The organism is Flavobacterium sp. Root186 (assembly GCF_001428525.1).
In the GTDB taxonomy this organism is placed as follows: domain Bacteria; phylum Bacteroidota; class Bacteroidia; order Flavobacteriales; family Flavobacteriaceae; genus Flavobacterium.
Window position 1 is genome coordinate 90,967 of sequence record NZ_LMHW01000003.1, and the last position, 302, is coordinate 91,268.

Annotated in this window: 1 pseudogene; it reads left to right on the forward strand. The window is 44.0% G+C overall.

Features of this window, described 5'->3' with window-relative positions:
- Positions 1-302: pseudogene (locus ASD98_RS24555) on the forward strand (hypothetical protein); the annotation flags it as partial.

Here is a 302-nt window from a genome sequence, read left to right on the forward strand (position 1 = left end):
GAGATCTGGAAAGAACTTCCTGGAAACGACGGAAAAACAATTGCCGAATATTTAGACGGAATAAAAGGTACTGACGGAACAAACGGTGCTGATGGWAAATCGGCATTTGAGATCTGGAAAGAACTTCCTGGAAACGACGGAAAAGAYATGAACGAATATGTTCAGGGTCTTGTTGGTGCAACTGGTGCCGATGGTAAATCAGCATTCGAGATCTGGAAAGAGCTTCCTGGCAACGACGGAAAAACGATTACCGAATATTTAGACGGATTAAAAGGTACTGACGGAACAAACGGTGCTGATGG